Below are 25,025 nucleotides of genomic sequence, written 5' to 3' on the forward strand. Positions count from 1 at the left end.
CTTAGTTTTGAATAAATATTATTTGATATGAGTACAAAACTAAACTGGGAAGGGATTTATCCTGCTGTATTAACTCCTTTTACAAAAGAGGGAAAGATTGATTTTGAAATGTTTGCAGTCAATACAGAAGCCCAGATTAAAGCCGGAGTTCACGGAATTATCCTTGCCGGAACATTAGGGGAAGCCAGTACGCTGGAAACCGAAGAAAAATTTGAACTTCTTCAATATGCTAAAAAGATTACAGCAGGCAGAATTCCCATTATCCTTAACCTTTCTGAAAATACAACCAAAAATGCTATAAAATTTGCTCAAAAAGCAAAAGAACTAGGAGCTGACGGATTAATGTTACTTCCTCCAATGCGTTACAAAGCAGACAGTCGTGAAGTGGTAGAATATTTCAAAGCCGTTGCCACTGCTACGGACCTTCCGATTCTTATCTATAATAACCCGGTAGATTACGGAATTTATGTAACGCTTGAGATGTTTGATGAGCTTATAAAATATCCAACCATTCAAGCTGTTAAAGAATCCACAAGAGATCTGGCGAATGTAACCAGAATGATTAACCGTTTCGGAAACAGAATCAAAATTCTTGGCGGAGTAGATACCATTTGCCTTGAAACCTTACTACTTGGTGCCGATGGATTGGTAGCAGGACTTGTAGATGCTTTTCCTAATGAAACAATGGCCATGTATAACCATGTTAAAGCAGGTCAGTATGATAAAGCAGTAACCATTTACAGATGGTTTATGCCATTATTGGAACTGGATATTCATCCTAAACTTATCCAATACATTAAACTGGCAGCCACCGCTGAAGGAATCAGTAATCCCTATGTAAGAGCTCCGCGTCTTGAAATTCAGGGCGAAGAAGCTGAAAGAATCCATAAGATTATTGAAGAGGGTAGAACCAACCGTCCAACATTAGACTAATTCCAAAACAAAAGCTATGATTGAAGAAACATCAAAAGAAAATATTGAGTTAAGAATTCAGATGGCTTCCGAAGCGTACCAATTCCTGAAGAATACAACGATAAAAGAAAGAGCTGCATTGATGAATGCTGTTGCTGATCGGATTGAGGCTTTAGGAGAAGAACTTTTAACCACCGCTCATACTGAGACTTCATTGCCCCTGGCAAGACTTACAGGTGAAAAAACCAGAACAGCAGGACAATGGAGAAGTTATGCAAAAGAAGTAGCTTCAGGAATATACACTGAACCAAGAATTGATCTCGCTCAGCCCGAGAAGCAGAAAGGAGACCTTAGAAAGTACAATATAGGGTTAGGCCCCGTAGTTGTTTTCGGAGCCAGTAATTTCCCGTTTGCTTTTTCCACAGCAGGAGGTGATACGGCAAGTGCAATAGGAGCAGGCTGTCCCGTTATTGTAAAAGCTCATCCGGCTCATCCTCAAACCTCTAAAATGATGGCTGATGCTATATCAAATACCATAAAAGAATTTGGCTGGCCTGAAGGTATCTTTAGTCATATCACAGGAACTTCCTATGAAATCGGATCTTATTTAACTCAACATCAGGATATTCAGGCAGTAGCATTTACCGGTTCATTTACAGGCGGAAAAGCTTTGTTTGATATTGCCAATCGCCGTGAAAACCCTATTCCCGTATTTGCTGAAATGGGAAGCATCAACCCTGTATTTGCACTTAAAAACCTGATTGAAAATAAAGCAGAAACTTTAGCTAAAGAATATGTTAGTTCTTTAACATTAGGAGTAGGGCAGTTTTGTACCAACCCGGGAGTATTTATTGCTGTTAAAGGAGAGTCTCTGGATCGATTTATCTCTGCTGTAAAAAATGAAATTACAGGTATTGCACCTGCCAATATGCTTCATAAAGGAATATATGAAAACTTTGAACATCATAAAGCAAATGCAATAGCCCAACCTGATATTGAAGTAATCGCTACCACAGCAACCGAAGAAGGAAAAGGAAGTGCTGCTGTTATACAAACCAATGCTCAAAGTTTCATCAATAATCCTGTACTGAGTGAAGAAGTTTTCGGTCCATTTGGTATCATTGTCACTTGTGAAAACAAAGAAGAGCTTATACAAATCGCTAAAAAACTAAAAGGACAGTTAACGATTACTGTAGCTGCCACTTCGGATGATATTCGGGAGAATTCTGAACTGATTCACCTTTTGAAAGATAAATGTGGAAGACTGTTATTCAACGGGATGCCTACCGGAGTAGAAGTTGTGTATGCTATGCAGCATGGAGGACCTTTCCCATCTACCACAGATGCGCGCTTTACTTCCGTAGGACCAGATGCTGTAAAACGATTTGTTCGCCCAATTTCTTTTCAGAACTGGCCGGATGAATTCTTGCCGGAAGAACTAAGGAATGAAAACCCTTTACAAATCAGCAGAATTGTAGATGGAGAAGTTAATTCAGGATCATTAAAATTAGAAACCGTATGAACAGAACATTTTTTTGTATAGACTCCCATGCCTGTGGCTGTCCGGTACGCCTTGTTTCAGGCGGTGGACCGATCTTAAAAGGAAACTCCATGATGGAGCGCAGGCTTCACTTCATGAAAGAATATGACTGGATCCGAAAAGGTTTAATGTTTGAACCCCGCGGCCATGATATGATGAGCGGAAGTATCCTTTATCCGCCTATTGATGAAGAGAATGATATTGGAGTCTTATACATTGAAACCAGCGGCTGCCTTCCTATGTGCGGACATGGAACTATTGGAACGGTTACCATTGCCATAGAAGAAGGACTGGTTGTTCCTAAAATCCCGGGAAAACTACGCTTGGAAACACCAGCAGGGCTTATTCTCATAGATTATGTACAGGAAGGAAAAAAAGTAAAATCGGTAAAGCTGACCAATGTAAAATCTTTTCTTTACGCTGAAAATCTTGAAGTGGAATGCCCTGATCTTGGGCTCATAAAAGCTGATGTTGCTTATGGAGGAAACTTTTATGCCATCATTGACCCACAGGAAAATTTCAGAGATATTTCTGATTTTACAGCTAGCCGGCTTATTCACTATGGGAAAATCATCAGAAAATTACTCAATGAAAAATATCAATTCATTCACCCTGAAAATGAACATATTTCTGGATTAAGCCATATTCAATGGACTGGAAATCCTACAGATCCAAAAGCCAGTGGACGAAATGCAGTATTAGTAGGTGAAAATGCTCTGGACCGTTCTCCTTGCGGAACAGGTACATCCGCAAGAATGGCTCAATGGTATGCAAAAGGAAAGTTAAAAGAAGGGGAAGAGTTTATCCATGAAAGCTATATTGGTTCCCAGTTTATCGGCAGAATTGAAGGAACTGCTACCGTTGATGGCAAACCTGCTATTGTTCCTTCAGTGGAAGGTTGGGCTAGAATTACAGGCTATAATCAGATTATTATTGATGATGAAGACCCGTATTGGTTGGGATTTCAGGTAATGTAAAGTTTGTAACGAATTTTTATGACACAGAATAAAGGCAAAGCACTTATCATAGGTGCAGGAATAGCAGGATTAAGCTCAGCCTATTATCTTTTACAGAAAGGCTGGCAGGTAGAGATCCTTGAACAGAATGATCTCAGCAACAATTGCTCTTACGGCAATGCAGGAATGATTGTACCCAGCCACTTTACCCCTTTGGCCGCTCCCGGAGTTGTTGCACAGGGCATTCGATGGATGTTTGACAGTAAAAGTCCGTTTTATGTGAAGCCATCACTCAGTACTCAATTATTATCCTGGGGACTGAAATTTCTGAAACATACCAATCAGAATCATGTTGACCGCTCAGCATCTGCAATCAGAGATCTTAATCTGGAAAGCAGCAGTCTTTATAATGAAATTGCCCAAAACCCAGAATTTGATTTTGAACTGAATCAAAATGGAATTCTGATGCTGTATAAAACCGAAAAAGTAGCAGAAGAGGAAACAGAGCTTGCTCATAAAGCCATCAGTTTAGGATTACCCGTTGATATTCTGGATAAAAAGGGAATTCAGGAGCTCGAACCTAATACTCAACTGGATGTTATAGGCGGCATCAATTACAAATGTGATGGCCATATGAATCCGGTAAAGCTGATGAAGCAAATGATCTCTTACCTTAAAAACAATGGGGCTATTTTCCACACACAGCATAAAGTTACAGGATATGAAATTGCAGGAAACACCATAAAAGCAATAATAGCCAATGGTAAAAAGTTTTCAGCAGACCGTTTTGTAATGACTGGAGGTTCGTTTCTACCGGAACTTGCCCAAAAAGCAGGTATAAAAATTCAATTGATGCCCGGAAAAGGTTATTCTTTCATGCATACTTCTGAAAATCCTATCCATAGACTGGAGCATGCTGCCTTATTATTGGAAGCAAGAGTAGCGGTAACCCCTATGAACGGGCAGATCCGTTTTGGAGGAACTATGGAACTGGCTTCCCATCAGGATAAAATTAATATGAAAAGAGTAGAAGGAATTGTCCAATCCATCCCAAAATATTTGCCAGATTTTCAGGTTAAATTATCTAAAGAATCGGAAATATGGTTCGGATACAGGCCTTGCGCACCAGATGGGCTTCCTTATCTGGGACAATCTTCTAAACTAAAAAATCTGATTATTGCAGGTGGCGGCGGAATGATGGGACTAAGCTTAGGACCCATTTTTGGAAAAACAGTTTCAGAACTTGCGAATGACCAAAAGCCAACGGTTGAGATAAAGATATTCAACCCTGAAAGGTTTAATTAAAAAACATCACATAACACACAAAATTATTATTTATGAAAACAGTAACTCTTGCAATACATTCTATTATGAAGATTGCATTTTTTAACGGGTTCTTATTTTGCTATTCCTGTGAAAGCAAAGAATCAGAACCATTGAAGATGGTAAAGTTGTTGACAAAAGCATGGACAAAATTGACTATTCAAATAATTTATTAACAAACAAATCCAAAAAATCATGAAAAAATTTAAATTACTACTACTTGTTTCCCTATTTCCAATAATAGGTTTTGCTCAAGAAAATAGACCTCATGAGTGTAAAGCTGACGAAATGATGAAAAAACATTTCGAACGGCACCCTGAATCTAAGGCTGAATATGAAAATTTTGAAAAATTCACCAAAGATTTTGTAAAAAAAATGGAATCAAACAAAACTCCATTGAATAAAAAGGTCAACACTCCCAACTACATCATCCCTGTGGTTTTTCATGTGTATGGAGAATCTCAGAGTAATGTAAAAGTAAATTACCAAAAAGTTGTTGACTTGCTGCAACAAATCAACTTAAATTTCAATGGAATCAATACCGATTCAAACACTATAGACCCTTACTTCCAGCCTATTAGGAGTACATTAAGCATTGAATTCCGCTTAGCTAAAATTGACCCAACCGGAAAAGCAACAAGCGGAGTGGTATTTCACCCTTTCAAAAGTGGATATGGCAACGGAGGCGGATATGATGCACAAATTGGAGCAGATGCATGGGACAATACAAAGTATATGAATGTGTATATACAAAATGATCTATATGCTGATAAAGATTTATATCAATCAGGAGTTGCCTGGTATCCGGATTCATACATGTCTTCAGTAAATACAGCAAGAGTTGTTTATAATGGCCGTTATATATATGATGCTGCAGGAACTGTGGCTTCAAACGAGTTTTCTGATACATTCACTCACGAATTTGGGCATTGGTTAAATCTTCAACACACGTTCAATGTTCTTTGTTCGACTTCGAATCCGAGTAATGATGGTGACGGAGTTGCCGACACCCCTGTAGAAAATAATTCTTCCGGATTAGGGTGTACAACTGGAAACAATTGTCTTGGACAAAAAGTGAACGTTGAAAACTATATGGGATACAACGGTTCCGCTGGTTGTTATAAAATGTTTACCAATGGACAGGTTAACAGAATGTTAGCCGCATTAAATCACCCGTCAAGAATAAATTTATGGCAGCCTGCTAATTTAGCTGCAACCGGAGTTGCCAATACTCCGCCTAAATTAACGCTTAGCAACAGTACCTTTACAGAGAACTTAAATAATAATGGAGTTGTGTCATTAGATGGAACAGTAGCATCTGCCCCTAAATCAACGATTACGCTAAACGGAGCAACATTTGCCATACCAAATGGAACTACTCTTACTGCAGGAACACATTTCACCTCTTCATTACCCGCAGGACAAACAGCAACTATAGCAGTTACAAGCCCTACTACTGCTACACTTACCATAAATGGTGCGGCAACCAGCCATCTTAAAAGTCAGGTCCTGAATTCATCAATTACGTTTCTAAATCCGGCTATAACAGGAGGCGTAACTTCATTAGGATCAACTACATCTTTGGCATTAACTTTTTCTTACAAAGATCCCTATAAAATAGTTACAGGAACTCCTCTGGAAAGTTATGCCAATCCAACACCAACAACAGTAACAACCAACTCCGGAGCACCTTGGAAATATTTTATCATTAACCCGGAGCTTAGTGATGATGCAGGGTATGGCGCTTGGTACTATGGAGCAAATCAATTAAAATTGGAAACCTATTGGAAAGGATTAGTATGTGGGGTAGGGACAAGAAATATTAGTTTAATTCCGTCTTGCACCACTATAAGTAATGCAAATAATATAGGTTATCCAACCGGTACTCCCGGACAGCTTGACGTGTACACCCCTACATACACTACCTGGTCTGGGCAAACAGCTTATGTTGGTTTTAGAAACCAATTCGAAGGCTACAATATTAACGGCTATTTCAAACTGAATGTTGGGGCCAATGGTTCAGGTTATTCTGTAACTGAGTTTGCATATAATACACAACCATATGGCAGTATTACAACGCCTTGTGCATTACCATTATCATCATTATCCACTTCAGACGTTGATACAACAAACTCAGAAACATCCATCTATCCAAATCCAGTTTCTGATGTATTGAATATTAAAACAAAAGGAGAAATTAAATCAATTTCTGTTTACGACATGTCCGGAAGAAAAATGAATGCTAAAGTTATTGGGGATAAGGTTGATGTTAAACACTTCCTAGGCGGAACTTATTTAATTGATATTGAAACTTCTTTAGGGAAATCTTCTCAAAAATTCATTAAAAAATAGGATAAAACATACATTTAATGAAATAATTTAGTATTGATATTTTAGCTATTCACTTGTTGAATAAAAAATGGACTTAATTTTTTAAGTCCATTTTTGTTTTATGACGAATATTATCAGGTTTTATCGGCAATTATGAGTTTATTTACGTAATTTTATTCATCAATTTCAAACGAAAATTATTCTTATGTACTATAAAAATGATACCATCATTATCCGGGAATTCACTCCGCAGGAACTCAATTTATTCCTAGACCTGTTTAAAAATGAAAATGTTACCCGCTATCTGCCTTACAAATCTCCTGAAGAATTTAAAGAAATGTTTGAAAAAGCATTATCAGATTATAAAGAAGGGCCGTTCAGCAGATGGGGAATATTTAATGCTCAGAATGATGATTTTGTTGGAATCTGTCTCGCCAGAAATTTCCATCATAATTCCAGCCAGATAGAAATCGGGTATATACTTGGCGAAAACTACTGGGGAAAAGGAATCGGAACTCAAATATCTAAGGCATTGGTCAGCCATTGTCTTTCAACCGACGAAAAGAAAGATATTATTGCCGTAACAGATCTTGATAATATTGGTTCACAAAAAGTATTAATCAAAACTGGGTTTAACAGAATTGAAAATCTGGTAGAAGAAAACCGGGAACTGGCTTATTTTTTATATTCAAAAGGAGAAGGATAGACTAATAAAGCATGCTGAGAGTAAACATTTTTTGTCCTCTCAGCATGCTTAAATATTTACTAATACTATTTTCTATCCACACAAAGATAATTGTCATCCATTCTGGAAATCAGGATATAAAACAATCCGGCGTAGATCATTTGAATTCCCATAGCTTCCCAATTTTCAACCGTACTACTGCCGAATAGCAGTAAAATGATCAGTGAAGCTCCTGCCATTACAGCAATCCTCGTTTTAAAACCTAAGATAAGAAGCAATCCGATGCTAAACTCCAAAAACGGAAGAGCTGTACTGAATGTTTGTACAAATAACTGAGGAAGCCAGCTTTTTTCAAAACCTTTTGCCATGCCGTCAGCAAAATCCTGAAGCTTGGTTAATCTCACCAATCCATGTCCTAAAAAATTGATTCCCATCGATAAACGAAGGAAAAGATAAGCAGTGTTTTTATTCATAAAAGTATGTTTAAATTATTATTTCAACCTGATAAACAGTTTGTTAATTATTAAATTTCGCTTCACTATTATCAACCGGAGTATCCGGATCGTTCATTACCATTTTAGCGATATCATCTTTTCTCATAAAGACCACACCCTGTTTTTCTTTAGTGTATTTAATAAATTCTTCCATAGCATGCATCATTGCAGGAGTTCCGCCAATTCTGTCATGGAAACTGATACTCATCATTCTTCTTTTGGTTCCTCCTTCCTCATACAGTCTGTCAAATTCAAATTTAAGCTGAGCAAGAAACTGATCCGGACTCCAGTGTTTTCCTTCGATATTCACAATATCATTGTTACGAAGCGTATAAGGAATAACTACAAAGTTTTTACCTTTTACCTTGGTGATGAAAGGTTCATCATGACTGAGATCATCAATATGATAAAGAAATCCTAGCTCTTGCAATACTTTCAGAGTATTGGGGCTTCTTCTCAGCCAGTTGCAATTGTAACCTACAGCTTTTTGACCTGTAATTTTCGCAACTGCATCTACACCTTGCTTTATAAACTGTAATTCTTCATCATAACTTCTATTCCACTGATTATCCCAGGAAATTCCGTGAGCTGCAATCTCATGTCCGCCTTCTGCAATCGCTTTTGCTATTTCAGGATATTTCTCCGCAGCTGTTCCCACAACATGGGAAGTTACTTTGATATCATATTTTTTCCAGAGATCCAGCATGCGGTAAATTCCTTCATTTCTTCCATAACGGTACCAGCTTTCTGCAGGAAGATCCGGCTGACCTTTGGGAAGTGGAGTATTACTGAAAGGACTTTCTGCTCCTTCAGGCTGACCACCCGTTTCAAACTGCATGGATACGGAAATCACCAGTTGCGCTCCATTAGGCCAGTGTTTCTTTGTAATAAGTTTTTTTTCTTCGTGATTTCCTTTTCCATCACGGTCATTTGCCTTAAAACCGGGTACTAAAAATACTGTTGCAACAAGTACTGCTATTGATTGTCTTATATATTTCATTTTGCATGTATTTACACTGCAAAATTGCCTATTAATCCATTCTTTATTATTGTAAAAATTAATCTTAAATTTGTAAAAATCCATTATTCATGAAAAGAATTGTCAACTTCAATTCCTTTAACATTTTCAGAATCGAAAAAGAAATCTGGGATATTGAATACCATAATCATAACTTCTATGAGTTGATTATTATTGAGAGTGGAAAAGGCTCACATCATCTCAACGGGGTTACCTTCCCATATCAAAAAGGAGATATTTTTCTTCTCAGACCCAGTGATGCGCATGAATTTACCATTCAGAATAAAACCAGGTTCATCTATATAAAATTTACGGAAGAGTATATTTGGGAAAACCTCCTGATGAATAAGAAAAATGAGCTTAAAAAAATTATCCAGCTCCTGATGGAAGACCGGTCTTTTGTGTATGAATCCTTCATTAAAAATAAGACAGACAGGGAACATCTTCTTCAGCTTTCCCGGATTCTTCTGCATGAATTCAGCCATAAAAGTTTATATCATAGAGAAGTTACAGCAGATCTCTTTTCAGGAATTTTCACTATTCTGATAAGAAACACAATGGGTAACATTACCAATCAAAAATGGGTTTCCAAAAACCTAAACAGAATCGACAGGATATTATACTACATCAATGTCAATTTTCTGGATGCGGATAAAATGAAAATAGAAAACCTGGCCAAAGAATTTCTGCTTTCCCCTAATTATATCAGTATCTATATCAAAAAACAGACTGGTTTTTCCATCCAGCAGCATATTATTCAGTATAAAATAAAAACTGCTGAAAAACTCTTGCATCAAAGTAATTATAACATCAATGAAATTGCGGATAAGCTTGGTTTTAACGACCTTAGTCATTTCAATAAAATATTTAAAAACTATAAAAATATGTCTCCGTCTGCCTTTAAAAAAGGGAATAAAGCCGGATTATAATTCCTATTGATATTCAATTCTGAAAATGAAAATATTTCCGGAATTACTAAACATTTCGATAATCAGATAATTTGTTATAACTTGCGTAGATTATGATGTCCAAACGTTGCAAATACGCACTGAAAGCAATGGTCAGATTAGCAAGAAATTACAATCAAGGCTATCTGCCCACTTCTATTATTGCACAGGATGAGAACATTCCCAAAAAATTTCTGGAACAGATCCTTCTTGAACTTAAAAGAGCCAAACTTGTGAACAGCAAGCAAGGGAAAGTAGGAGGATATTACCTGCTAAAATCTCCTGATGATGTATCTTTAGCGGATATCTACCGTATTTTTGACGGACCTATTGCTTTGACGCCTTGTGTATCTTTAAACTTCTACGAAGCATGTGATGATTGTGTAGATGAAGCAGAATGTTACCTTAGAAATGAATTAATCATCGTTCGTGAAAAAACCAGAAATAGCATGATGGAGGCCACTCTGACCAAGTTTATCAATAAAAAATAATTTTTTTTCATTTAAATTCTACTATTCTGATAGGAGTTATAGAATTTTATATATATTTGCATCAACAAATTGGAATGGAAATGGAAAACAGTCTGAAATATAAATTTGAAAAATTGAAGGAAGAAGCCTTAGGGCAATCTGCCCAGCAGGATCTTTTACAATTGCTGACAGAAAGATTTCCGGATGGAGTAGTATTCTCAACCAGCTTCAGCTATGAAGACCAGGTCATCACTCACTTAGTGAAAAATCTGAATGTTGATATTTTCACACTGGATACAGGAAGGCTTTTTGAACAGACTTACGAAACCTGGGCTTCTACAAAAGCTTTCTTCAAAAAAGAGATCAAGGCCTATTACCCGGATACTGAGGAACTGAAAAAATTTGTATCAGAAAACGGACCCAACTCATTTTATCAGTCTGTTGATCAAAGGAAAGCATGCTGTACCATCAGAAAAGTTCATCCTTTGAAATCTGCTTTGAAAGGATATAAAGTATGGGTTACGGGTTTAAGATCTGAACATTCCCCAAACAGACAGAATATGCCAGTCTTAGAATGGGACGAAGATAATCAGATCATTAAGTTTCATCCGCTTCTCCACTGGAGCACCGAAGAGGTAACAGATTATGTCAAAAACCATCAGTTACCCTACAACTACCTTCACAAAAAAGGATTTGTAAGCATCGGATGTGAACCCTGTACAAGAGCCATCCGGGAAGGAGAAGATTTCAGAGCAGGCCGTTGGTGGTGGGAAGATGCCAACAAAAAAGAATGCGGTCTGCATATTCATCAATAAAAAAGAAAAACATGTCAATATATCATTTAGATTATCTGGATCAGTTGGAAGCTGAATCGATTTACATTTTAAGGGAAGTAGCAGGACAATTTGAACGCCCGGCACTCCTGTTCAGTGGTGGAAAAGACAGTATTGTACTGGCTCATTTAGCATCAAAAGCATTTCGTTACGGAAAAATACCGTTCAAATTTGTTCATGTAGATACAGGGCATAACTTTCCGGAAGTATTAAACTTTAGAGATCAACTTGTCAATCAATTAGAAGTTGATTTAGTCGTTCGTAAAGTAGAAGATACTATCAAAAAGAAAAGCTTAACGGAACCTAAAGGAAAATTCCCTAGCAGAAACTGGTTGCAGACCTTTACTTTACTGGATACCATTGAAGAATTTGAATTTGATGCCTGTATCGGTGGGGCCCGCAGAGATGAAGAAAAAGCCCGTGCCAAGGAAAGAATATTCTCGGTTCGTGATGAATTCGGACAATGGGATCCAAAATTACAGCGTCCTGAATTATGGAGCATCTTCAACGGAAAAATTCATAAAGGAGAAAATGTAAGAGTATTCCCGATCAGCAACTGGACGGAGCTTGACATCTGGAATTATATCCGAAGAGAAAAAATCGAACTTCCTTCCATTTACTTCTCGCACGACAGAGAAGTGGTGGATCTTAACGGACAATGGATTGCCAATTCTCACCATGCATCTCTTGAAACCAGCGATATCATCACCACAAAAAAGATAAGATACCGTACCGTAGGAGACATGACTTGTACTGCAGCAGTAGAATCTAAAGCAACATCAATTGATGCTGTGATTGAAGAAATTGTCGCCACAAGAATCTCTGAACGTGGTGAAACCAGAATTGATGACCGTGTGACGGAAGCAGCAATGGAAGACCGTAAAAAAGGAGGCTATTTTTAAATAAGTAATCAGCAATGGGTCATAAGTAATCCCTTTTACTTATATCACTCACCATTACTCATAAACAAAAACAGATGGATATATTAAGATTTATAACAGCAGGAAGTGTAGATGACGGTAAAAGTACCCTTATCGGAAGACTGCTATACGATAGTAAAAGTATTTTACAGGATCAATTAGAAGTACTGGAAAAACATTCTAAAAATAAAAATGATGACGGGGTAGACCTTGCTCTTCTTACAGACGGCTTACGTGCTGAAAGGGAGCAGGGGATAACCATCGATGTTGCATACAGATATTTTTCGACCTCAAAGAGAAAATTTATCATTGCTGATGCTCCCGGTCATGTACAATATACAAGGAATATGATTACCGGAGCTTCCAACTCTGATCTGATGGTGATTCTGATTGATGCCCGCCAGGGAGTAATTGAACAGACAAGAAGACATTCTATCATTGCTTCATTATTAAAACTGAAGAAAGTAGCTGTAGCCATTAATAAAATGGATATGGTAGATTATTCACAGAAAGTATTTGAAACCATCAAAGCAGATTATGCTAAAATTGCAGAAAGCCTTGGATTAAATGAGGTAAGCTATTTCCCGATTTCAGCATTGAAAGGAGATAACATTGTTTCAGAATCTACTCAAACAGATTGGTATCAGGGGCCTTCACTTTTAGAATATCTGGAACAGGTAACCCTGAATGAAGAATTAAATACCGGAAGCCGTTTTCAGGTTCAGTATGTCATTCGTCCTCAGACTGAGGAATTGCATGATTACAGAGGATATGCCGGGCAGATTTTAAGTGGAAAATTCAAGAAAGGAGATAAAATCCATATTCTTCCGGCTGGAATTACAACGGAAATTGCTAAGATTGAGATCAACGGAATTGAAAAAGAAGAAGCCTTTGAAGGACAACCAGCTGTCATTCATGTAACCGATGATGTGGACATCAGCAGAGGAGATCTTTTTGCAACGGAAGAACAACTTCCAGTCGTTGAAAAAGACCTTGAAGTTTTGTTATGCTGGCTTGACCAAAAATCATTACAACCCGGTAATAAATACCTGCTTCAGCAAAACAGTAAACTGGTGAGAGCTGTTGTCAAAGAGATTGATTATAAGATTGATGTGAATACCCTTACCCAGGAAAAAGCTGAAGGCGACATCAAACTGAATGAAGTGGTAAAAGTAACCATCCGAACGGCACAGCCTTTGGTCTATGATAGTTTTATCAATAACAAAAGAACAGGTTCTGCAATTTTGGTAGATGAAACTTCTAATTCCACGGTTGCAGCCTGCATAATTCAATAAGAAAATGTCAGTTACCAATCATTTCATTGAAAGAATTCATCAGAGCAAACAGAATAAAACCCATGGATTCTTTGACAGAGCCAGAGTAAAGGTTTTTGTAACAGAATTGTATAAAGTATTGTTTCTTCCACAGCCAATCAATACTCCCGATCATCTGAAACAAGATTTTACAAAGCTGAGTGCACATCTTTTCATCCTGATTAATACAGTAACAAAAGATGAAGACCTTACCGAAGTACAGGTGAATGCTTTTTTTGAGGCCTTGCCACAAATCTATAATCATCTCGTTCAGGATGCGCAATCCATCCTGGAATTTGATCCGGCAGCAGATTCTTTAGAAGAAATTTATCTTGCCTATCCCGGATATTTTGCAACATATGTATACAGGATTTCGCATCAGCTATGGAATCAGGAAATACCGGTTTTACCCCGTGTTATTTCAGAATATGCACACAGCAAAACAGGAATTGATATTCATCCAGGAGCAGTAATCGGAGAATATTTTTTCATCGATCACGGAACCGGAATTGTCATTGGAGAGACAACCACTATTGGCAATCATGTCAAAATATATCAGGGAGTAACCCTGGGAGCGTTGAATGTCTCCAAAGAAAAAGCCAACCAGAAAAGGCATCCCAATATTGAAGATCATGTCATTATTTATTCGGGTGCAACCATTTTGGGCGGAAATACAACCATAGGCAGAGAAAGCATTATCGGAGGAAATGTATGGATTACTCAAAATGTCCCACCCAATTCTCTGGTCTATAACAAAAGCGAAATAAGAATAAAGGATAACAACCCCTTACCGGAATCATTAACCTTTGTAATATAAAAACAGAAAAAACAAAAAATTGTATTGATATGAAATTTCAGAACACACTAGAAACCATTGGAAATACACCAGTCGTAAAGATCAATAACTTATTCAATTCAGATCATGAAATCTGGATCAAACTAGAAAAAAGCAACCCCGGTGGAAGCATTAAAGACAGAATTGCTCTGGCAATGATTGAAGATGCAGAAGCTAAAGGATTATTGAATAAAGACAGCGTTATCATAGAGCCTACCAGTGGAAACACAGGAATAGGATTAGCATTGGTGGCTGCTGTAAAAGGATATAAACTGATTCTGGTAATGCCGGACAGTATGAGTATAGAACGCCGTAAGATTATGGAAGCCTATGGTGCTGAATTTGTGCTTACTCCAAGAGAAAAAGGAATGAAAGGGGCCATCGAAAAAGCTAACGAATTAGCAGAAGAAACCCCAAATTCATGGATCCCTAGACAGTTTGATAATCCTGCCAACGTAAAAGTACATGTAGAAACTACCGCTCAGGAAATTTTAAAAGACTTCCCAGATGGTCTGGATTATGTAATTACAGGAGTAGGAACCGGTGGACATATCACAGGGATTGCTCAGGCATTAAAACAACATTATCCTAACCTTAAAGTCATTGCAGTAGAACCGGAATTATCTCCTGTACTAAGCGGTGGAAGCCCTGCACCACATCCTTTACAAGGTTTAGGAGCCGGATTTGTACCATCTATTCTGGATATTACCCTTTTAGACGGAGTTATTACAGTAGGTAAGGATGAAGCGTATGAATATGCCATTAATGCTGCTAAAAAAGAAGGACTTTTTGTGGGAATTTCTACAGGAGCTGCTTTAGCTGCTATTGCAAAACAATTACCGGAAATACAAACTGGAGCTAAAATTCTTACCATCAATTACGATACCGGAGAAAGGTATCTTTCCATTGAAGGACTCTTCTAAAATCCTTTAACTAATACCGATTTCAATGAATACAACAATAAAATCACCTAAGGTTTACCTTATCGGTGCAGGGCCTGGCAACCCTGATTTGATCACAGTAAAAGCCGTAAAAGCCATTGCTAAGGCAGACGTTGTTCTTGCCGACCGTCTGGTAAGTCCTGAAATTTTAGAAACTTACCTTAATAAAGATACAGAGCTTATCTATGTAGGTAAGGAATGCAGCAAAAATGCGTCTACCCCTCAATCACTTATCAATACTTTAATGGTAGACTATGCTTTACAGAACAAAACAGTAGTAAGGCTTAAAGGCGGAGATGTTTCCATTTTCTCCAATATTCTGGATGAATTACAAGCCTTGAAGGAACATCATATCCCATTTGAGATTATTCCCGGAATTACAGCTGCTTTAGGAGCTGCGGCCTATGCAGGAATGCCTTTAACGGCAAGAGGATATTCAACATCTGTTCGTTTTCTGACCTATTATAAGTCTGAAATTCTTACAGACGAATATTGGAAAGACCTTGCCGGTACTCAGGATACTCTTGTGTTCTATATGTCTAAAGGCAATCTTACCAGCCTTGTTGATAAATTCATTGAACTGAATGTTTCACACGAAAAAAAGATCGCTGTGATAGAACAGGCTACTACGCCTTATCAAAAAGTGTATACTTCCACCTTTGAGAACTTTAGTGAAACATTGGGAGATAAATCATTTGCCTCACCATCATTGGTAGTGATTGGAAAGGTGGTAAATCTTCATGAAGAATTCTCCTGGCTGGAAAATGCAGAACAGGAAGGTCTTTATTTTAAATCGGTTGAAAACGGAAGCTTAGTCCCAAAAACTCAAAATTTCTTCGAATATGCTGTCTGAAACTAAATTAAATATTCTTAAACAGATCTCCAGTGATTTTTCAAGAGATGAATCCATCTGGGCAAGCGGATACCTAGCAGGATTAGCAGGAGCACCTCTTACTGGGGTACAGCCTCCTTTACAGGTAACCTTTCCGGAACAAAATACAGTAAAGAAGATCACGCTGGCTTATGGTACAGAAACCGGAAACAGTAAGAAGTTGGCAACAACCCTTGCAGGAATCATAAAAAAGAAAGGGGTTCAGGTTAAATTAGCTGATCTTTCCCAATACAAGCCCAAAGATCTTTCAAAAGAAGAGTTCTTCTTTGTGGTCATCAGTACGCAGGGAGAAGGAGATCCGCCAGTATTAGCCAAGAAATTCTATGATTATATTTATGAGAATGAGATCAATCTTAGCGCTCTGAAATTCGGAGTTCTGGCATTAGGAGATACCAGCTACCCATTGTTCTGCAAAACAGGTGAGGATGTAGATTCCCGATTTGAAATTCTTGGAGCACAGCGCATCATTCCATTAAAAAAATGTGATATCGATTACGAGCAGGATGCCCAAAACTGGATTGAACATGTTTTTGAAGCGGTGAACAAAACTTCTGCCAGCAGTGTTATAAATACACCCGTTCAGAAAGCTTCAACAGGAAGAAAAAAATATCTCGGGAAAGTATCTGCCATAATTAATCTGAATGATATTACTTCTGAAAAGGAAACCTATCATATTGAAATAGAAACAGAAGAAGCTTTAAGCTATCGGCCTGGTGCTGCTTTGGGAATTATTCCTTTCAATTCAAAATCTGTAGTGGATGAAATTATTGCTGTAACAGGAATTGATCCTAAAAAAAAGATCGAAACAACAAAAGTTACAGATCGTGTAGAAGAGCTTTTATACAAGCATCTTAATATTAGCTATTTGCTTAAATCCGTAGTGGCTCAATATGCCAAAATTACGGGACATTCTATTCCGGAAGTCCGTTTAAGCCTTCTGGATTTACTAAGGATTTATCCGGTGAAAAATGCAGAAGAATTTGAAGAAGTAATCCAGATTCTGACGGCTCAGGCACCACGTCTGTATTCCATATCGTCTTCTCCGGAAGCGCATGGCGAAAATGAGATCCATATTACCGTTGCCAGATCGGAATTCTTTATTGACCACCAGAAACATAACGGTCTGTGCAGCGGTTATCTCAGCGAATTCAGTGAAGGCGGAGAGGTTGAATTCTATATTCAGGATGCCGGACATTTCAGATTACCGGAACCGGATAAAGATGTTATTATGATTGGGCCGGGAACAGGAATTGCGCCTTTCAGATCATTCCTTTGGGAACGTGATGCTACTGGAGCAGAAGGGAAGAACTGGCTTTTCTTTGGTGACAGGAGTTTTGTATCAGACTTCATTTATCAGGCCGAGCTTCAGGATTTTCTTAAAACAGGAAGCTTAACCCATCTGGATCTTGCTTTTTCAAGAGATACCGCAGAAAAAGTATATGTTCAGCACAAACTGGAACAAAAAGCGCAGGAAGTCTTTTATTGGCTTGAAAACGGAGCCTCAGTCTATGTATGCGGAACCAAAGAACCTATGAGCCGTGATGTAGAAAATACCCTGCTCAATATTATTCAGCATCAGGGAAAACGCAGTCAGGAAGAGGCCGTTCACTATCTGGAGGAGATGGAACTCAATGGCCGATATGCTAAAGATGTTTATTAAAAAAGTACCTACACCCTTAAAAGAAAACAATTATGAGCCATAAAGACAATCTTTCCCCTGTAGAAAGAATTAAAACCCAAAGCAACGGACTCAGAGGAACACTAAACGAAAGCCTTGCAGATGATTTTACCGGAGCTATAAGAGAAGATGATCAAACCTTAATCAAGTTCCATGGAATGTACCAGCAGGATGACAGAGACAGAAGGGAAGAACGGGTTTCCAAAAAACTGGAATGGCTGTATTCTTACATGATAAGACTAAGGCTGCCTGGCGGATTTTTAACTTCAGATCAATGGATCGGAGTGAATGATATTGCCAGTGACCATTCTACGGGAACCATCAAAATAACTACCCGCCAGACCCTTCAGTTGCACGGTATTTTAAAATCTCACTTAAGACCAACCATTCAGAGTTTTAATCTGAATCATCTTGATTCTATTGCAGCTTGTGGTGACGTAAACAGAAATGTAACCTGTACAGCTAACCCATCAGAGTCTCCATTGCATCAACAGACGTATGAACTGGCAGGCAAAATCAGTGAAATGTGTCTTCCGAAAACAAAATCCTATTATGATATCTGGATTGATGATGAATTAATTGTAGACAGAAAAACAGAAGAAGATCCATTATATCAGGACAGATACCTTCCCAGAAAACTAAAGATCGGAATTGCCGTTCCTCCCAATAATGATGTAGATGTATTCATCAATGATATTGCCTTGATTGCTATTATTGAAAACAACGAGATCGTAGGATATAATATCGCAGCAGGTGGCGGATTAGGAGCAACGCATGGGAATGAAGCCACTTATGCAAGACTAGCTTCTGTACTGGGATTTGTAGACTCTGAAGAAAAAGCTTTACAAACAGTATATGAAATTATTACCGTACAGCGTGATTTCGGAAACAGAAGTGACAGAAAGCTTTCAAGGTTAAAATATACTATTGATAAGCTTGGCATCGATCAGTACAGAGCAGAGGTAGAAAAAAGAACCGGATTCAGTTTTGAACCTGCCAGAGCATTTAAGTTTGAACAAAGAAAAGACCGCTATGGCTGGACGCAAAATCATGAAGGAAAATGGTTTTATACCGTTTTCGTAGAACACGGGAGAGTTCTTGACATTGAAGATTATCCTTTAAAATCCGGATTATTAAAAGTCGCTCAAACAGCTAATGTCAACTTCAGATTTACCTGTAACCAAAACCTGATTATTGCCGATATTCAGGAAGAAGATAAAGCAAAAATAGAAAGCCTTTTACAAGAGTACGGAATTTCAGAAGCTACTGAAAAAGCGAGTGCCCTGCGTAAAAATTCTGTAGCATGCGTTGCCTTAAATACCTGTTCACTGGCTTTAGCAGAAGCACAGCGTTATTTGCCATCTCTGGTTACCAAAATAGAACCTATTCTTGAAAAACATGGCCTTTTAGAAGATGATATTACCATCAGAATGACCGGATGCCCTAACGGATGTGGACGTTCTCCCAATGCTGAAATCGGATTTGTAGGGACTGCTTATGGGAAATACAACCTTCATATCGGCGGTGATCGATTGGGAATGCGTCTGAATACAAAATACAGAGAAAATATTGCAGAAGAAGAAATTCTAACCACTCTGGATGAACTTTTCAGAATCTATGTAAATGAAAAACATACAGAAGAAACATTTGGTGACTTTTCATACCGTTACTTACAAACCTTAAACTGAAAATATGACTAGCCTTTTTTATGATCAGAAAAAACTAAAAAAAATTCAACCATTTCTTCTAGGTGAACGAATGTGTATGTGTTGTTGATTTTCAATAATAACAATATATACAGACTGTTTTAAATGCTATTGAAACCACAGAAGGCCTAAAACTACCATTTAAATAACCATTAAGAGAAGTTAAGATTTTAAGATAAATCAAAGATAAGCACCACTTAAAACTAAGATCATCTTAATACTATTATCAATTTTGGTTTATGTAGTTTTTATACGCAAAGCCTTTTACCTTAAAAACAATTTAAGTATCAAAACTTTTGTGCCTTTTGTGGTTAAAAATAAAAAATTCAAACAGCTCCATTCTTATCCATCTAAAATAGAAGAACAATGAAAAACAAAAGACAGGGATATTTTCTGCCTAAAACAGGAGTTATAGTATTTACATTTTTATTCTGCAACCTGGCAGAAGCACAGCAGCTTATAGAATTAAGCGGAATCATCAGAAATACTGGGACCCAGAAAGGAATTGATGCTGTAAAAGTACAGGTTGAAAATACGCAGGATACCGCATCAACCGATCAACTAGGAAATTTTAAAATAAGAACAAGGGTAACCATTCCTTTCCGGCTGACAATCAATAAAGATGGTTTTTCAAGTCAGACCGTAGAGATTCTTTCGCTTTCCAACAAACTTACCATCGGGCTCAATCCTCAGAATACCATTATTGATGATGTAGTAATTTCAGCATCCCGTATTCCGGAAAAGATACTAAGATCTCCAATCGCGATTGAAAAGATTGATATTAAAACAATCCGCGAAAGTCCGGCAGCATCTTTTTATGAAACCCTGGAAAATGTAAAAGGTCTCCAGCTTTTAACCTCCAGCCTTACGTTGAAAATTCCTAATTCCAGAGGATTCAATTCTCCCAATAACTTCAGATTTATGCAGCTGGTAGATGGAGTAGATGTACAGTCTGCAACATTAGGAGTTCCGCTGGGAAATGCAATTGGTCCTACAGAATTGGATATACAATCCATGGAAGTCACTCCTGGAGCCGCTTCCGCATTGTACGGAATGAATGCCATCAATGGGCTGGCCAGTTTACAAACAAAGGATCCGTTTACCTCTGAAGGAGTAAGTGTGTATTTTCGTGGCGGAGTGAATCATGTAGATAATTTCAATCACAAAATAAGTTCTCTGGGGGAAAGTGCCATAAGATTGGCCAAAGTATTCCATAAAAACTTTGCCGTTAAAGTGAATGCTTCTTATTTTACCGGAACAGACTGGATTTCAAACAATCAAACCGATCAGAACCCTAATTCACTGATTACAGCCAATCCTAATTTTTCTTTACCCAATAATCCGGCAGAAGACCTTTGGAACAAATACGGTGATGAAAGAAACAACAGAGTAGCAGTAAAAGTAGATTATAATGGAAAACCCACCACATTTAATGTTTCCAGAACAGGGTATCTGGAAAAAGATCTTGTAAGCCCGGAGGTAAAAAATATAAAATTTGATGCCGGATTATATTACCGTTTTGGAGATCAGTGGAAAGCATCTTACGTGTATCGTTACGGATTGCTTGACGGAACTTTTCAAAGAGGAAACAAAATCCGTTTACAAAATGCTACCGTTCAGAACCACAAAGTAGAACTTACCGGAAAAGAACTTACATTCAGAGCCTATGTATCCATAGAAAATACGGGGGATTCTTATAACCTGAAACCTTTGGCTGATAACCTTGATCTTACGAATCTGTCTAATAACAATTGGAAAAGTATCTTCCAGACTGCTCTTCAAAATAATCTCAATGCAGGAACCAACTTAAATGAAGCTCTTATTCTTGCCCGTCGTGAGGCTGATAAAAATAGAGTCACTCCCAGAACAGCAGCCTTTGATCAGTTAAAAAATACCATCATCGGAATTAACAACTGGGATTCTGCCAATGCAGGAATTGCAGGAGCCCCTGCAACAGGGGGAGCCAAACTGGAACAGAAATCCAGATTTTACCAGGGTGAATTAACCTATGATTTCAGCAGATTTGTAAAGATTTTCAACCTTCTTGCAGGAATTGATTACCGTTTGTACAGCATAACGCCTGATGGAAACAACTTTGTAGATTTCGACAGAGCTGTTACGGAAAGAAATATCCCTTTATCCAATGGAACTTTCGGTAAGGATGTTGTCTATCAGAAATATGGAGCCTTCGCACAAATTACCAAGCTTTTCTTTGATGATAAATTAAAAATTAATGCTGCACTCCGCATTGACAGAAACCCTGAATTTGAAGCGAAACTAAATCCGAGAATAAGCATTGTGTACTCTCCTGTTAAACAGCATAATTTCAGAGCCTCCTTTCAAAACGGATACCGTTTTCCATCCTTATTTGAAGCTCTTTCTTTCGTGAATAACGGAAATGTAAGAAGAGTAGGCGGGCTTTCAAAGGTGAATGATGGTTTAGGTTATCTGGAAAACTCTTATACTCTGGCTTCTATAGATAGGTTTACTTCTGCTGTAAATGCCAATGTGGATGGCGGAAAAAGTCAAAGCCAGGCTGCACAGGATAATCAGCAGCTCTTAGCCGTTGCCAACCTGCAGAAATTACAACCGGAAAAGATCAATTCATTTGAAATAGGGTATAAATCGGTATTCTTTAATAACAAACTCGCTCTGGACTGGGATTTTTACTATAATATTTATGAAGGATTCCTTGGACAGGTAGAAGTAGCCGTTCCTAAAAGCAGCCAGGTAGGAAGCAATGCAGCCGTTTTGGCGATGCTTGACAGAAGCAAACAGGACCGATACAGAGTATACACCAATAGCAACAGTACTTACAAAAGCTATGGAACCTCCTTTGGAATCCGGTATAATGTGATTAAAAATTACAATGTGAATGCCAATGTATCTTATAACGACCTGGCTTCCAATAATACTTCGGACCTGTTTATTACAGCATTCAATACCCCCAAATGGATGGTGAATGTAAGTGTGGGAAACAGAGAGATTATCAGAAATATCGGATTTACGCTTGTAGCAAGATGGCAGACTGGTTTTGACTGGGAAAGTCCTTTAGCTTCAGGAAAAATTCCCGCTTACTATACCATCGATGCCCAGGCTACATGGAAGATTCCTGAAATTCATGCCAATGTAAAAATTGGAGCAACGAATTTACTGAACAGACGTTACTTCCAATATGCAGCAGGCCCTGAAATCGGAGGTTTATATTATCTCGCTTTTACGTATGACTTAAAACTGTAATCAAGATGAGCAATTCTTTATATCCCGTTTTTTTAAAACTTGAAACCTTATCGTTACTTATCATTGGTGGCGGAAAAATTGCCCTGGAAAAACTGGAGTCAGTATTAGGTAATTCTCCTGAAACCTCTATAAGATTAGTAGCAAAGGAAATCTCCCCTGAAGTCAGAGCCTTACAGAATAAATTTTCCAATATAAAATTATACGAAAGGGCTTATACCAATGATGATTTTAATGATACTGATCTGGCGATTATTGCCGTTAATGATATTGAATTAGCAGCGCAGATCCGTAAAGATGCCCATCAGAAAAATGTATTGGTTAATATTGCAGACAAACCGGATCTATGTGATTTCTATTTAGGTTCTATTGTAAAAAAAGGAAACCTTAAAATCGCAATTTCAACCAATGGAAAATCTCCCACCATCGCCAAAAGGCTCAGAGAGACATTCACAGAAACCATTCCTGACGAAATGGATCTTGTTCTTGATAATATGCAGAATATCCGTAATCAATTAAAAGGAGATTTTAACCATAAAGTCACTGAACTGAACAAGATTACCACCCAATATCTGTCTGATGGAAAGTTATCTCCTTCAAAACCTGATCTGGAAATTGAAAAGCTCATCAGCATTACTAAAATTGCCCAGAGAAAGGCCAATATCTATCTGGCGATCATAGGGGTTATGCTTCTTTTCGGAATCTTTGGTCTTGTGGTCTATCAGTTTGATCTTTCTGATGACATTCAGACGTTTCTCAGCAAAGATGGTCATATCTTTTACTGGATGCTGTTTGCCGGTTTTATGGCTGAAATTGTTGCCGGATCAATGGGAATGGGATATGGTGTTATCTGTACCACCATATTACTGCTATTGAACGTTCCGCCACCTGTTGTAAGCGCAAGTATTCATTCAGCAGAGTCTTTTACAACCGCAGCCGGAGGATTCAGCCATTACAAATTGGGAAATGTCAATAAAAAAATGGTTTGGGTGTTATTTCCTTTAGCTATAGTGGGATCTATCATCGGTGCATTAACTTTATCTCATTATGGAGAACATTATGCCCATATCGTTAAGCCGATCATTGCCTGCTACACCTTGTATTTAGGATCAAATATTTTGAGAAATGCCTTTAAAGACAAAAATAAGAATCGTGTTAAAGCCAAAAGAAGAACCAATCTCAGAGTATTAGGATTAGTGGGAGGCTTCATTGATTCCTTTGCAGGTGGCGGCTGGGGACCTTTAGTCACCGGAACATTAATTAAGGAAGGAAGAATTCCCCGTTATGTGGTGGGAAGTTCAACGGTTGCTAAATTTTTATTGACAGTTACGAGTGCCATCACTTTTATCTTCACTATTGGGATTCATCACTGGAATATTGTGTTGGGACTTCTGTTGGGTGGTGTTTTTACCGCTCCGTTTTCCGCCATGCTTACGTCCAGACTTCCTACAAAGAAGATGTTTGCCGTGGTAGGAGTAGTCGTTATCCTGATGAGTCTGGTAACAATTGTCAAAACGTTTCTTTAAAAGAGGGAAGCCTGAAGATGGAAGAGGGAAGTTTTTAAAGCCCGAAATGCAATGATAGTCTTGTTTATTCTTTCTGTCATTATTTGTTTAGGATACTTTCAGAGGTAGTAAGTTGGATAGTAACTTCCAGCCTCCAGCTTCCATCTCCAACCCATTCTTTAAAGTCAGGAAGTCTGAAGCCGAAAGAGGGAAGTTCTTAAAGCCCGAAATGCAATGATAGTCTTATTTATTCTTTCTGCAATTATTTGTTTGAGATACTTTCAGAGGTAGTAAGTTGGATAGTAACTTCCAGCCTCCAGCTTCTATCTCCAAGCCATTCTTTAAAGTCAGGAAGTCTGAAGCCGGAAGAGGGAAGTTTTTAAAGCCCGAAATGCAATGATAGTCTTGTTTATTCTTTCTGTCATTATTTGTTTAGGATACTTTCAGAGGTAGTAAGTTGGATAGTAACTTCCAGCCTCCAGCTTCCAT

General features: G+C 38.0%; 20 protein-coding genes. 18 read left to right on the forward strand and 2 right to left on the reverse strand.

Annotated features, from left to right (window positions below):
- Positions 1-27: 27 nt before the first annotated feature.
- The 6 genes from WH267_RS18265 (at position 28) to WH267_RS18290 (ending at position 7,768) form a co-directional block, all read left to right on the forward strand.
- A complete protein-coding gene (locus WH267_RS18265) occupies positions 28-933 on the forward strand; it encodes a dihydrodipicolinate synthase family protein (protein ID WP_340010112.1) in 906 nt (301 codons plus the stop codon).
- Positions 934-949: 16 nt separating this feature from the next.
- Entirely contained in the window at positions 950-2,434 is a 1,485-nt protein-coding gene (locus WH267_RS18270; RefSeq protein ID WP_340010113.1) for an aldehyde dehydrogenase (NADP(+)), read from the forward strand.
- A complete protein-coding gene (locus WH267_RS18275) occupies positions 2,431-3,429 on the forward strand; it encodes a 4-hydroxyproline epimerase (protein ID WP_340010114.1) in 999 nt (332 codons plus the stop codon). Before WH267_RS18270 ends, WH267_RS18275 begins: the two co-directional genes overlap by 4 nt.
- An 18-nt stretch (positions 3,430-3,447) precedes the next feature.
- Complete coding sequence (locus WH267_RS18280) at positions 3,448-4,713, forward strand: NAD(P)/FAD-dependent oxidoreductase (RefSeq protein ID WP_340010115.1); 1,266 nt, start codon at positions 3,448-3,450, stop codon at positions 4,711-4,713.
- 213 nt (positions 4,714-4,926) lie between these two features.
- On the forward strand, positions 4,927-7,083 hold the full coding sequence (locus WH267_RS18285) for a zinc-dependent metalloprotease (protein WP_340010116.1): 2,157 nt from the start codon (positions 4,927-4,929) through the stop codon (positions 7,081-7,083).
- A gap of 184 nt (positions 7,084-7,267) precedes the next feature.
- Complete coding sequence (locus WH267_RS18290) at positions 7,268-7,768, forward strand: GNAT family N-acetyltransferase (protein ID WP_340010117.1); 501 nt, start codon at positions 7,268-7,270, stop codon at positions 7,766-7,768.
- A 65-nt stretch (positions 7,769-7,833) separates the two neighbouring features.
- On the opposite strand, the gene WH267_RS18295 is transcribed toward WH267_RS18290, so the two are convergent.
- Positions 7,834-8,220: a DoxX family protein gene (locus WH267_RS18295; RefSeq protein ID WP_340010118.1), complete on the reverse strand. Its 387-nt coding sequence runs from the start codon at positions 8,218-8,220 to the stop codon at positions 7,834-7,836.
- 43 nt (positions 8,221-8,263) lie between these two features.
- A complete protein-coding gene (locus tag WH267_RS18300) occupies positions 8,264-9,241 on the reverse strand; it encodes a polysaccharide deacetylase family protein (RefSeq protein ID WP_340010119.1) in 978 nt (325 codons plus the stop codon).
- A gap of 89 nt (positions 9,242-9,330) precedes the next feature.
- On the opposite strand from WH267_RS18300, the gene WH267_RS18305 reads away from it, so the two are divergent.
- From WH267_RS18305 to WH267_RS18360, 12 genes are all read left to right on the forward strand, one after another.
- A complete protein-coding gene (locus WH267_RS18305; RefSeq protein WP_123321680.1) occupies positions 9,331-10,188 on the forward strand; it encodes an AraC family transcriptional regulator in 858 nt (285 codons plus the stop codon).
- A 92-nt stretch (positions 10,189-10,280) separates the two neighbouring features.
- Positions 10,281-10,697, forward strand: coding sequence for an RrF2 family transcriptional regulator (locus WH267_RS18310; RefSeq protein WP_115972914.1), 417 nt, complete (start codon positions 10,281-10,283; stop codon positions 10,695-10,697).
- An 80-nt stretch (positions 10,698-10,777) separates the two neighbouring features.
- The gene (locus tag WH267_RS18315) at positions 10,778-11,491 is read left to right on the forward strand and encodes a phosphoadenylyl-sulfate reductase (protein WP_340010120.1); all 714 of its coding nucleotides are present in this window, start codon (positions 10,778-10,780) and stop codon (positions 11,489-11,491) included.
- Between the two features lie 11 nt (positions 11,492-11,502).
- Positions 11,503-12,411 (forward strand): sulfate adenylyltransferase subunit CysD, encoded by a 909-nt coding sequence (cysD, locus tag WH267_RS18320; RefSeq protein ID WP_340010121.1) that lies wholly within the window; start codon positions 11,503-11,505, stop codon positions 12,409-12,411.
- 74 nt (positions 12,412-12,485) lie between these two features.
- Entirely contained in the window at positions 12,486-13,724 is a 1,239-nt protein-coding gene (locus tag WH267_RS18325; protein WP_340010122.1) for a sulfate adenylyltransferase subunit 1, read from the forward strand.
- Between the two features lie 4 nt (positions 13,725-13,728).
- Entirely contained in the window at positions 13,729-14,559 is an 831-nt protein-coding gene (gene epsC, locus WH267_RS18330) for a serine O-acetyltransferase EpsC (RefSeq protein WP_123321678.1), read from the forward strand.
- A 29-nt stretch (positions 14,560-14,588) separates the two neighbouring features.
- Positions 14,589-15,500, forward strand: coding sequence for a cysteine synthase A (gene cysK / locus WH267_RS18335; RefSeq protein WP_123321677.1), 912 nt, complete (start codon positions 14,589-14,591; stop codon positions 15,498-15,500).
- A gap of 25 nt (positions 15,501-15,525) precedes the next feature.
- Positions 15,526-16,371 (forward strand): uroporphyrinogen-III C-methyltransferase, encoded by an 846-nt coding sequence (gene cobA / locus WH267_RS18340; protein WP_115972919.1) that lies wholly within the window; start codon positions 15,526-15,528, stop codon positions 16,369-16,371.
- Positions 16,361-18,070 (forward strand): diflavin oxidoreductase, encoded by a 1,710-nt coding sequence (locus WH267_RS18345; RefSeq protein ID WP_340010123.1) that lies wholly within the window; start codon positions 16,361-16,363, stop codon positions 18,068-18,070. The genes cobA and WH267_RS18345 overlap by 11 nt, the downstream gene beginning before the upstream one ends.
- A gap of 32 nt (positions 18,071-18,102) precedes the next feature.
- Complete coding sequence (gene cysI, locus WH267_RS18350; protein ID WP_340010125.1) at positions 18,103-19,776, forward strand: assimilatory sulfite reductase (NADPH) hemoprotein subunit; 1,674 nt, start codon at positions 18,103-18,105, stop codon at positions 19,774-19,776.
- 384 nt (positions 19,777-20,160) lie between these two features.
- A complete protein-coding gene (locus WH267_RS18355; protein ID WP_340010127.1) occupies positions 20,161-23,034 on the forward strand; it encodes a TonB-dependent receptor in 2,874 nt (957 codons plus the stop codon).
- 5 nt (positions 23,035-23,039) lie between these two features.
- The gene (locus WH267_RS18360; protein ID WP_340010129.1) at positions 23,040-24,557 is read left to right on the forward strand and encodes a TSUP family transporter; all 1,518 of its coding nucleotides are present in this window, start codon (positions 23,040-23,042) and stop codon (positions 24,555-24,557) included.
- Positions 24,558-25,025: the final 468 nt, after the last annotated feature.

The organism is Chryseobacterium sp. MYb328, assembly GCF_037572595.1.
GTDB lineage: Bacteria > Bacteroidota > Bacteroidia > Flavobacteriales > Weeksellaceae > Chryseobacterium > Chryseobacterium pennae.

Coding starts and splice junctions, on each gene's coding strand:
- WH267_RS18310 (WP_115972914.1), top strand. CDS start 10,281: ATGATGTCCAAACGTTGCAAATACGCACTGAAAGCAATGGTCAGATTA.
- WH267_RS18285 (WP_340010116.1), top strand. CDS start 4,927: ATGAAAAAATTTAAATTACTACTACTTGTTTCCCTATTTCCAATAATA.
- WH267_RS18290 (WP_340010117.1), top strand. CDS start 7,268: ATGTACTATAAAAATGATACCATCATTATCCGGGAATTCACTCCGCAG.
- WH267_RS18270 (WP_340010113.1), top strand. CDS start 950: ATGATTGAAGAAACATCAAAAGAAAATATTGAGTTAAGAATTCAGATG.
- WH267_RS18345 (WP_340010123.1), top strand. CDS start 16,361: ATGCTGTCTGAAACTAAATTAAATATTCTTAAACAGATCTCCAGTGAT.
- cysK (WP_123321677.1), top strand. CDS start 14,589: ATGAAATTTCAGAACACACTAGAAACCATTGGAAATACACCAGTCGTA.
- WH267_RS18315 (WP_340010120.1), top strand. CDS start 10,778: ATGGAAAACAGTCTGAAATATAAATTTGAAAAATTGAAGGAAGAAGCC.
- cysI (WP_340010125.1), top strand. CDS start 18,103: ATGAGCCATAAAGACAATCTTTCCCCTGTAGAAAGAATTAAAACCCAA.
- epsC (WP_123321678.1), top strand. CDS start 13,729: ATGTCAGTTACCAATCATTTCATTGAAAGAATTCATCAGAGCAAACAG.
- cysD (WP_340010121.1), top strand. CDS start 11,503: ATGTCAATATATCATTTAGATTATCTGGATCAGTTGGAAGCTGAATCG.
- cobA (WP_115972919.1), top strand. CDS start 15,526: ATGAATACAACAATAAAATCACCTAAGGTTTACCTTATCGGTGCAGGG.
- WH267_RS18295 (WP_340010118.1), bottom strand. CDS start 8,220: ATGAATAAAAACACTGCTTATCTTTTCCTTCGTTTATCGATGGGAATC.
- WH267_RS18325 (WP_340010122.1), top strand. CDS start 12,486: ATGGATATATTAAGATTTATAACAGCAGGAAGTGTAGATGACGGTAAA.
- WH267_RS18280 (WP_340010115.1), top strand. CDS start 3,448: ATGACACAGAATAAAGGCAAAGCACTTATCATAGGTGCAGGAATAGCA.
- WH267_RS18275 (WP_340010114.1), top strand. CDS start 2,431: ATGAACAGAACATTTTTTTGTATAGACTCCCATGCCTGTGGCTGTCCG.
- WH267_RS18355 (WP_340010127.1), top strand. CDS start 20,161: ATGAAAAACAAAAGACAGGGATATTTTCTGCCTAAAACAGGAGTTATA.
- WH267_RS18265 (WP_340010112.1), top strand. CDS start 28: ATGAGTACAAAACTAAACTGGGAAGGGATTTATCCTGCTGTATTAACT.
- WH267_RS18305 (WP_123321680.1), top strand. CDS start 9,331: ATGAAAAGAATTGTCAACTTCAATTCCTTTAACATTTTCAGAATCGAA.
- WH267_RS18300 (WP_340010119.1), bottom strand. CDS start 9,241: ATGAAATATATAAGACAATCAATAGCAGTACTTGTTGCAACAGTATTT.
- WH267_RS18360 (WP_340010129.1), top strand. CDS start 23,040: ATGAGCAATTCTTTATATCCCGTTTTTTTAAAACTTGAAACCTTATCG.